The sequence below is a fragment of the Streptomyces sp. NPDC014991 genome (assembly GCF_043080665.1).
Taxonomy (GTDB): domain Bacteria; phylum Actinomycetota; class Actinomycetes; order Streptomycetales; family Streptomycetaceae; genus Streptomyces.
This window is the reverse complement of sequence record NZ_JBIBVY010000047.1, coordinates 1-8,742: the sequence shown is the minus strand read 5'-3', so window position 1 is coordinate 8,742 and position 8,742 is coordinate 1. Positions and strand designations below refer to the sequence as shown.

Below are 8,742 nucleotides of genomic sequence, written 5' to 3'. Positions count from 1 at the left end.
CTGGGAACGACGAGACGACATCCACGAAGCCTTCCTCGGCCTCGCCACCTGCCTCATCACGCACCGCCACGTCCAACGTCTTTGTTAGGACCTCTAACAGGGCGATGCCCGCTGTGCGGGGTTGGTACGCCAGATGCCCGCTTCAGGAGCGGGCGCGAGCTGCTCCTCGGGTGGCTTGGCCAAGTCTGTGTCCCGGCCTGCACTGTCGCGGGCGACGTCGACGCCGACCTCCGCCACCAACTCCGGTGCCACGAGGGTGACGTGCAGGCTCTCGCGTGAGCCCCAGCCGGCGCTTTCTCTGTCAAGTCCTGCGTGTTGAGGCGAGGAGGTGTTTCACAGTGCAGTGAGGACCGTGCAGCTTCAAGATCGGTATGGGTGCCAGGACAGCGCGTCGAGCGGGTTCGGGAGCGAGGTGTTGGCCGAGAATCCCGAACTGCATTGTGGTTCGGCGGTGTTGGCGGCAGCTTCGTTGGGTGGGCTATGTTGCAGGCATGACTACCGGGACGGCATTGCGCCACACACGGATTGGTGACCCGGTGCTCTTCTGAGCGCCGTACGGGCCAGTGCGGGCCCCCTGTTTGATCGAGGGGCGTGCGCTGCCGCGCGGGCTCCGCCTCCGTCGTGTTGATCACAGGCTCGACACATCAACCACGACAGGAGAATTCATGCCCACCAAGACGCTGCAGATTCCCACCGCGGACGGCCAGGCCGATGCTTTTGCCGCCTTCCCAGTCCACGGCGAGCAGCACCCAGGGGTGCTGATGTACGCGGACGGCTTCGGCATCCGGCCCGTGCTGCGAGAAATGGCCCGCGAACTGGCCGGGCACGGGTACTACGTGCTCGTCCCCAACGTCTTCTACCGGCACGGCACGGCACCGGTGATTGAACTTCCCGAGCACATCGGAGAAGAGGCCCGGCCAGCAGTCTTCGCTCAGCTGATGCCCCTGATCGAGGCGCACACCGCCGACCGTGTCCTGCGAGACGCTGACGCATACCTCAGGTTCCTCACTGCTCAGCCCGAGGTCAGCGCCGGACCGGTCGCGGTGACCGGCTATTGCATCGGTGGCCTCTTGGCGACGCGCACCGCTGCGGCCCACCCCGGCCAGATAGCCGCCCTCGCCGCATTCCACAGCCCGGTGGGAGTCGACGGCCCCGACAGCCTTTCCAAACTCTCCGCCGAGGTCCACTTCGGCCATGCCGAGAGCGACTTGACGCCCGAGGCTCTCGGCGAGCTCAACAAGGCCCTGGATGCGGCGGGTGTCCGCTACACCTCCGAGATCTATCCCGGCACCGTTCATGGCTTCACCATGCCTGACACCGATGCCTTCAACCCCGCCGCACTGCAGTGCCACTGGGACCGCCTGCTGCCCCTTCTCGAACGCACCCTGACCAGGAGCTGAGGCGCTCCAGCGCGGAAATCAAGCCTCTGAAGTACACGGCTCCGGAGCCGTGAGGGTGTTTCGAAGTTGGTGTGACGAGCTCGTGCACGGTAGGCAGGAAGGTGTCGAGGATGTCGGCGGGGCTTGGTGTTCCTGCCGTGCCGATGTCAGGTCCGCGGTCTGTTGGTGGGACAGCAGTCCGGCGACGGCCTGAACGGTGTCGCTCATGTGCTCGCGGCGGCCGAGGTGGCGGGCCAGGGCCCGCCAGTTTTTCAGGTGGGCGATGCCGTGCTCGACGCGGATGCGGCGTGAGGAGTGGGCTTTGCGCTGTCGTGCGTGTATCTCCTCGTACCAGTCCGGGGCATTCTTCTTGAACTTGCGGTGCGGTGGTGTGATTACCCGGCCGCCGGTCTGGGCGCCCAAGCCTTGGTAGCCGGCGTCGGCGAGGATCTCCACCGCGGGTCCGTCGGCCAGGAGCTTGACCAGCCCTAACTGGCGGGCGTGGGTAATGTCCGCGCAGCTGCCGGGCTTGGTCGCACTGCAGAAGAGCACGCGGCCGCCCCCGTCCGTGACGACCATGGTCTTGACCGCGTTCCGCTTGTTCTTGCCGGAGATGAACTTGTCCCGGTCCTTGCGTCCGGCGGCCGGCCGGCGGACCCGGATCTCGGTGCCGTCGATGATGCCGGTCTTCCTGTCAGCACCGAGGTGGTCGATGACCTCGGCCAGAGTCCGCAGCCGCACCCCCGGGCTGACGGTGCACCCTCGCTCGGCGAGCATGGGCCGCATCTCTCCGATGGCCCGAGTGATGGTGGAGCGGTCGACCCCGAACCAGCAGGCGAGCACGTCGTGCGTGGTGGCATGCCGGAGGTGCACGAGCGTGGCCAGGAGCCGGTCGACGAACACCAACCGGTGCTTAGCCCCCGCGCCCACAGCACGCTTCCGCGGCCGGGACGCAAGCTCGGCCTGGTGTCGTTCGTGCCACACCGGGCCCAGCTCTGCGACGAGTTCAGCGATCACGTTGGCCGACAGCCCCGTGATCCTCCGGTCGCTGATGATCGCTGCACGAGATACGTTCCCCACCACATGACCATGATCGACGATCAGAAGCTTGACGCCTCACCGCCTACCGTGCACGAGCTCGTTAGGGCAGTTCTTCCGCTTCCCTCGCTCGCGGAAGATCGTGCTGGTTGATCCCGCCCGCGGTCTGTCCTGCCAAGGACCGAGCGGCTTCACTGGGGCGACGCTGACACTTGATCAGCAACGCGTCCTGTTCCGTCGCTGGACCACCGATCCGGCCGTCCACCCCCACGAGGCGCTGCTGGGCATGCTCGCGCTGTTGCACGGCGCCTCGAGTCGCGAGGTCAAGACGCTGCAGAGCAACGATCTGGACCCGCAGGCGAGGACCGCCCGGCTCGGCGACCGCCCGCATCCGGTCCCCTTGGACCCGGCTTCATGGACAGTGCTGGAACGTTGTCTGGCTCACCGCGAAGCTCAGCGGACCGACAATCCTCACATGATGGTCACCCGCCAGACGAAGTCCGGCCGGGGACCCGCCTCCACCGCCTATGTCAGCCACGTTCTGGATGCCTGCGGCTTCCCGCCCCGCATGATCCGCTGCACTCGACTGCTGGACCTGGTCAACACCATGGACCCCAAACTCGTCGCCGGCGCCTTCGGCATGGACCCCGAAGCCACCATGATCTACCTCGCCGACCGCGTCGATCCAGGCCGCTTGCCCGGTCCAGAATCACGGTGACGGCGGGCGAACATCTGACCTACTGTTCAGCTGATGAGTGAATGTCCGCTCTCGCCGCCGATCTCCGCCACTTCCTCCACGAGAATTGCAGCGATCATGGCTGACCTACCGACGAATGAGCGTCTCTATATCTGGGGGCGGAACTTGTTCCAGCAACAGCAAGAACCCGTCGTCTGGGCAGGCAGCGTTCTTGCTGCTGCGGCCGGGAAGATGAGGCGGTTACCAGAGATCGACGAGGCTCTGATCCTGGCAGAACGCGAAGACCAGTGGCCGCGGGGCCGCGAAGTCTTCGACCGAATCCGGCGACGGAGTCTGAGCAGAGAAGACCCGCTGGCTGAGGAACACGTTCTGTACTTTGCACTAGCGGAACTGGTGGCCAAGCTCGCGCATAACGCAGCGGGACAGCGACCGCCTTTCGATCATGATTCGGGTTGGCGCGTCGGGCCGACTGCCTATCGCCTCGCCGCAACGTCAGATGATCCCGAGCTTCACGAGCATCTGGCGCGGGCCCTGGGCGGATGGCCACAAGACGTCTGACTACGAGAGCTCCTGCTGTGCCCCGTCGAACCTGTCGCACTTCGGCAGCACCTTGCACGGGTTCGCCGGAACATGTTTGCTTTAGCGAATGTCTTGTTGGAGGTGAGGATGATCGAGCCCCTCTCATAGCGCTTGGAGATCACCTGGAAGACCAGGTTCGCCTCGGCGCGTTCGAGGGGCTGGTAGCCCACCTCGTCCAGAACCAGGACAGCCGGCCGCAGGTAGCTGCCGAGCTTGCTGGTCAGCCGCCCGGCCGCCTCGGCGGCTTTGAGGTTGCGGACCATGTCGTCAAGGCTGGTGACGTAGATCGAGTAGCTGGCCCGGCAGGCCGCGACCGCCAGGGCGACAGTGATATGGGTCTTGCCGACCCCGGGCGGGCGCAGCAGAGCCGCATTCGCCTGGGCCTCGACGAAAGAAAGGGTGGCGAGGTCTTTGACCTTGCGCGGGTCGAGCTCGAGCTGGAACGAGAAGTCGTATTCCAAGGGTTTTGTGGTGCGGCAGCTTCGAGGTTCGAAGCCCCGTGCGGAATCGGCGGTCCTCGCGGACAGCGAGTTCTTCGGACAGAACCAGGTCGATGAAGTCGAGGTAGCCGAGTTTGGCCACGTCAGCCCGCTGCGCGTTACTGCGTCAGGCCGCGTCACCGCCGTGCCAGCGCCCGCTGGACGCCACCTACCAGGCAGCGGCGGTGGGCATCTGGCTGACGAACACACGAACCGCCGCCCGTAAGGCCGCGGAGTTCGAGCGGCGGCGGGACCATCTCCGCGGGCGGTGGGGATAGTGGATGCCCAGGTCCACGGCCAGGGGCCCATCCCTGCGGCCGCGGGCAGCACGGATGGCCGGCCTTGCGTTGCTGTCGCTGCGGTGAGCATCCCCGCAGGCGCGGGGAGCACGACACCACCCTGACAGTCGCCGAGGGCACCGGGGGCCGTCTCGGGAGGTCAGAGGTCTTGGACTGCGCGCAAGGCCTGGTCGACGCGGGCCATGACCGCGGCGTCGACGGGTCCGAGGAGTTTGGCGCCGTCGAACCGGCCGGCCCGCAGCTGGACGATGTTGACCGCGACGGCGGTACACGGGAGCGGGGTGTCGATCACCACCGACATGGCCGTGTCCGGGAACCGGCCGCTCTCGTGGAGCACGATCACCAGAACCGCGCCATAGGCCTCCTCCAAGCCCGTCAGACTGATAACCAGGACATTGCGGCCGTCGGGCAGCGTCCAGACCTCACCGCGCTTCACAGGGTGTCGCCCTCGCCCGCCAGATCGTCACCCAGGCCGAGCGCGGCGAGCTGCTGCGCGGCGTCCAGGGTGGCGGCCCGGCGCGCGGCGCGCACCACATAGGCGTTCACACTCAAGCCGGCCTCCGAGGCGGCCGCCTTGATCGACGGCGCAAGGTCATCGGGGATACGCAAGGTCATCGTAGTCACAGACATGGTGGCAAGAATAGCCACCAAAAAACGGTGCCGTAAGAGGAGGCCATCACTAGGGGGTTTCGTTGGGATCACCGGGCGGACCAGAGGAAGATGCCCGCGATGTGGAGTCCGGCCAGGTAGATGGTGGCGGTCTTCTCGTAGCGGGTGGCGATGCCTCGCCACTGCTTGAGGCGGTTGATGCACCACTCGACGGTGTTGCGTCGCTTGTAGGTCTCGCGGTCGAAGGCCGGCGGCCTGCCGCCTCGGCTACCCCAACGTAACCGGTGAGCGCGCTGGTCCGCCGGGACGGGGATCACTGCCCGGATGCCGCGCTTGCGCAGGTGCTCGCGGATCGCTCGGGAGGAGTACGCCTTGTCGGCCAGGACCAGGTCCGGCCTGGTGCGGGGCCGTCCTCGCCGGCCCCGAAACGCACAGGCGGGCCATGACCTCGGTGAACGCGGGTGCGTCGCCGGCCTGTCCGGCGGTGAGAACGAACACCAGAGGCCGACAGTGGCCGTCAGCAGCGAGGTGGATCTTCGTGGTCAGTCCGCCGCGGGACCGGCCGATGGCGCGGTCGGCAGGTTCGCCGGCCGGGGCCCCCTTTCACGGGACCCGGCCGCATGCTGGTGAGCCCGCACGATCGTGGAATCCACTGACACGGCCCAGCTCACGTCCTCGTCCGCGTCGGCCACCAAAGCGGTGAACACCCGCTCCCAGGTGCCGTCCACGGCCCACATCCGCAGCCGGTTGTAGACGCCTCGCCAGTTGCCGTATTTCTCCGGCAGGTGAACCCAATGCGTTCCGGTCTGGAACTTGTGGGCGATCGCGTCGATCACCTCGCGGTGGTCCCTCCAGCGGCCACCCCGCTTCGGCGTTCGGTCCGGGAGCAACGGCTCAATCCGCGCCCACTGCGCATCAGTCAACGGCACACCCGTACCAACGACCGACCGATCCAAACGAAACTGCCTAGGGAGCGGGCGGCCAGGTTAGCCTCGATGGCCGCCAGCCGGGCGACGCCGGGCGGCACGCCGAGGGTGCTCAGGCGTTCGCGGAGGCGGACGGCCGCGTCGGGGCCCTGGACGGGGCACCACACGTGGGCGCCGGCGGCCAGGAGCTCCCGGCCGAGATAGCCGCCGAGATAGCCCGTCGCGCCGTGAGCGCGCTGCCGTGCCACCGCGCGGTCGGTTACGCCGGCGCTCGAGTCTGCGCACCGATAGGTCGCGGCAGCCGGACGCACGGCGCCCGGTCGGCGGTCACGGAGCCGAAAGTGTTGCGATGACCGTCGCGAGAACGTCGACGACCCCGGCGCCCTTCTTCTCTCACTCCGAGGGTGACGTGCCCCCTGCCCAGCGAGTCAGCATGCCGATGGCCTCTGCACGGTCGGCGGGGGACAGTTCCGCGATCGCGGTGCTGTGGTTGGCGCCGGGCGCCCATAGGAGGCGGGAGTCCCTGACGCCGGGCCGGAAGGGCTCGGCGACCGAGGGGTCCTGGGCGCCGTTGACGAACAGCAGCCGGCTGCCGTGGCGGTGCACCCAGCGGTCGATGTCCGGCATGGCGTCACGATCGAAGCGCATAGGGATGTCACGCGGGACGAACCTACGGGGCTCGCCGGCGTCCGGGTAGCGCAGGAGTCCGGACAAGTGCCGGGTGGGGAAACTGACGTACCCCAGCTGGGTGCCCAGTTGGTAGAAGTAAGGGATGTAGCGCTGCAGGGCCGTGCCGGCGTAGAGGGCCAAGCCCGTGATGTCGTCCAGCCACGCGTACAGCTCGTCGGCACTACAGTCCGGCCGGGTATGGCGGCGCCATCCGCGGCGGTATTGCGCTGCCAGAACATGAACGGAGCTCGCAGGACGTCGATTTCGAGGGCCTTGTCGGCGCTGCCGACGACGCGGAACGAGGTGTTGTTCGCGGCGGCCCAGGACTCATAGCGGGCGACCAGGTCGGAGCGGCGCAGCAGAGCCTGCTGCTGCACGGTGAGCGACACCTCTCCGGCTCCCGGTGCCGGGCCGTGGGTGGCTACCTGGCTCAGCCCGGCCCGTTACGGCGTCTACCTGAGTGAGGCCGGCGGTGACCGTGGCCGGGCCCTGGAGCGTGGACCTGCAGCGGGTCAAGTGAGCCGCCGCCCGATCTTCGCCGACCGCCGGTTGTGCCCCTTGGTGTCCCACCACTCCTCCAGATGCGCATGGACGAGGTGGACAAGCTGCCGGAGCCGGTCGGCAGGGGGCGCGGGCGAGGTGAGCACGTCCACCCAGGACCTGTCGTCCCAGGGCGTGTACGTAGCCCGAAACCTCTACCGCCGGTTCAGGACCCGATAGCCCTCCGCGGGCCGCCACAGCCGCACGCCGGCCGGCCACCGGCGTGCCGAAACCCTGCCACCCCGACTCGACGTGCGGCCTGGCGCGTCTTCGCCTGCGAGGCCGCACGTGGGTCTGCCAGTAGGGGTGCCACCACAGCCGTACGGACAGAAGCAGCAGACGGCGGCGCAGTGGCACCCCGCGCGCAACGACGGGCTGACGGCCGAAGCTGTCACCACCGGTTCGCACCGCCTGGTCTGGTCGAGTGCACCGTGTGCGCCGGCGAGTTCCGGGCCAAAGTGTTCCATCGCGTCCGCGGCTTGGCCGCGTGCCCCTCCTGCTCCGGCCGGGTGCGCTACCAGGCGCTGTCGAGCGAGAGCCCCGAAATCGCGGCGTTATGGCACCCATCCCTGAACGAGCCCCTCACCCCGGCGGAGGTGACCGCCGGGGCCAACGTGCCGGTCTGGTGGCTGTGCCCCGCCGGACACGAAACGCTGGTCCGCCCAGGTGGCGCACGTCTTCATGGGCAGGCAGGGCTGCCCACGCTGCCGGAAGCGGATAGGCGTCTCCCGGCAGGAGAGGGAACTGTTCGCCGAACTCCAGCTCGTCACAGGCGGAGAGCAGCAGTACCCGCTGCAGACGCCGCACGGGCGCTACCGGCTCGACATGCTGGCTGCGTAGCTTTCAAGCGAGAGCACTTGTCGGTGGGTTTCGGCATCACGACGTGAACGAAGAGCGCGTGAATGTTGGGGAGAAGTAGGAGCACCCCCGGATGACGAGGGCTCGATCATGCGTGCGGAGCCAGCCCCGTTCGTGGCAGGATGGCGGCATGTTGATCAGAAAGGGCGATGCCTCGTAGGCGCCCAAAGGGCGTCCGCGCCGAGCGATGGCGGCCTCGCAGACACGTTGTAGTTCGACGGATCCCTGGCGTCACCCCGAGGACTCGCGCAGCTGTCCGCCGTGTCGAGGACGAGCGGATGTGGCCCGACGCCGTTGCTCGAGCACTCGCCTGTTTCGAAGACGCGTTCAAGCAGCCCGGCCGAACGCGTCCGAGGTCTGGCAGCCCGGACTGGAGGTGGAGTATGCCCGCGATGATCTGGAAGAGGTCATGCTGCGCCTCCCTCGCGGTGCCCGGAGCGATCTCGGCCGGCTGATTGCTCGTATCGACGATGAGTTCGAGCGTCGCACTCTGCCGAACCCTGGGCCGGTGAACGCCTTCACGGTGGGCGGCTGGTGGTGGTCAAGGATTCGTGAGTGCTAAGACCGTGTCCTGCATGGTCAGTTGACGGTTGTGTTGGGCATGGGGAGTGGACGGTGGGGATGGATCGTTCCGGACGGCTTGTGGGAGTTGGCAAGGCCGTTGCTGCC

General features: G+C 67.6%; 9 protein-coding genes and 4 pseudogenes. 4 read left to right on the top strand and 9 right to left on the bottom strand.

The annotated features are described in order from the left end of the window. Positions 1-665: 665 nt before the first annotated feature. Positions 666-1,400: a dienelactone hydrolase family protein gene (locus ACF1BE_RS34880; protein ID WP_392203004.1), complete on the top strand. Its 735-nt coding sequence runs from the start codon at positions 666-668 to the stop codon at positions 1,398-1,400. Between the two features lie 18 nt (positions 1,401-1,418). Here ACF1BE_RS34880 and ACF1BE_RS34875 read toward each other — a convergent pair whose 3' ends face one another. Then, positions 1,419-2,309, bottom strand: a complete 891-nt coding sequence (locus tag ACF1BE_RS34875; protein ID WP_392203003.1) for a transposase family protein — start codon at positions 2,307-2,309, stop codon at positions 1,419-1,421. A 250-nt stretch (positions 2,310-2,559) separates the two neighbouring features. Here ACF1BE_RS34875 and ACF1BE_RS34870 point away from each other — a divergent pair, with 250 nt between their 5' ends. Then, a complete protein-coding gene (locus tag ACF1BE_RS34870; protein WP_392203002.1) occupies positions 2,560-3,135 on the top strand; it encodes a hypothetical protein in 576 nt (191 codons plus the stop codon). A 617-nt stretch (positions 3,136-3,752) separates the two neighbouring features. Here the strand turns inward: ACF1BE_RS34870 and ACF1BE_RS34865 are convergent. From ACF1BE_RS34865 to ACF1BE_RS34830, 8 genes and pseudogenes are all read right to left on the bottom strand, one after another. Further along, positions 3,753-4,287: pseudogene (locus ACF1BE_RS34865) on the bottom strand (ATP-binding protein); the annotation flags it as partial. A 323-nt stretch (positions 4,288-4,610) separates the two neighbouring features. Further along, positions 4,611-4,841, bottom strand: coding sequence for a hypothetical protein (locus ACF1BE_RS34860; protein ID WP_392203001.1), 231 nt, complete (start codon positions 4,839-4,841; stop codon positions 4,611-4,613). A gap of 62 nt (positions 4,842-4,903) precedes the next feature. Then, entirely contained in the window at positions 4,904-5,101 is a 198-nt protein-coding gene (locus tag ACF1BE_RS34855) for a toxin-antitoxin system HicB family antitoxin (protein WP_392203000.1), read from the bottom strand. Between the two features lie 68 nt (positions 5,102-5,169). Next, a pseudogene (locus tag ACF1BE_RS34850) lies at positions 5,170-6,036 on the bottom strand (IS5 family transposase). Beyond that, positions 6,000-6,254, bottom strand: a complete 255-nt coding sequence (locus tag ACF1BE_RS34845) for a hypothetical protein (RefSeq protein ID WP_392202999.1) — start codon at positions 6,252-6,254, stop codon at positions 6,000-6,002. The pseudogene ACF1BE_RS34850 and the gene ACF1BE_RS34845 overlap by 37 nt, the downstream one beginning before the upstream one ends. Positions 6,255-6,399: 145 nt before the next feature. Then, positions 6,400-6,816, bottom strand: coding sequence for a hypothetical protein (locus tag ACF1BE_RS34840; protein ID WP_392202998.1), 417 nt, complete (start codon positions 6,814-6,816; stop codon positions 6,400-6,402). A gap of 104 nt (positions 6,817-6,920) precedes the next feature. Beyond that, positions 6,921-7,052, bottom strand: a pseudogene (locus tag ACF1BE_RS34835) (hypothetical protein); the annotation flags it as partial. A 135-nt stretch (positions 7,053-7,187) separates the two neighbouring features. After that, the gene (locus ACF1BE_RS34830) at positions 7,188-7,328 is read right to left on the bottom strand and encodes a hypothetical protein (protein WP_392203006.1); all 141 of its coding nucleotides are present in this window, start codon (positions 7,326-7,328) and stop codon (positions 7,188-7,190) included. Between ACF1BE_RS34830 and ACF1BE_RS34825 the strand changes: the two are divergent. Together ACF1BE_RS34825 and ACF1BE_RS34820 are read left to right on the top strand one after the other, a co-directional pair. Beyond that, a pseudogene (locus ACF1BE_RS34825) lies at positions 7,263-7,814 on the top strand (hypothetical protein); the annotation flags it as partial. The gene ACF1BE_RS34830 and the pseudogene ACF1BE_RS34825 overlap by 66 nt on opposite strands. A gap of 67 nt (positions 7,815-7,881) precedes the next feature. Then, on the top strand, positions 7,882-8,055 hold the full coding sequence (locus tag ACF1BE_RS34820; RefSeq protein WP_392203005.1) for a hypothetical protein: 174 nt from the start codon (positions 7,882-7,884) through the stop codon (positions 8,053-8,055). The last annotated feature ends 687 nt before the right edge of the window (positions 8,056-8,742 follow it).

Excerpts from the sequence above, each read along its gene's own strand:
- ACF1BE_RS34880 (WP_392203004.1), top strand. The coding sequence starts at position 666 with ATGCCCACCAAGACGCTGCAGATTCCCACCGCGGACGGCCAGGCCGAT.
- ACF1BE_RS34855 (WP_392203000.1), bottom strand. The coding sequence starts at position 5,101 with ATGTCTGTGACTACGATGACCTTGCGTATCCCCGATGACCTTGCGCCG.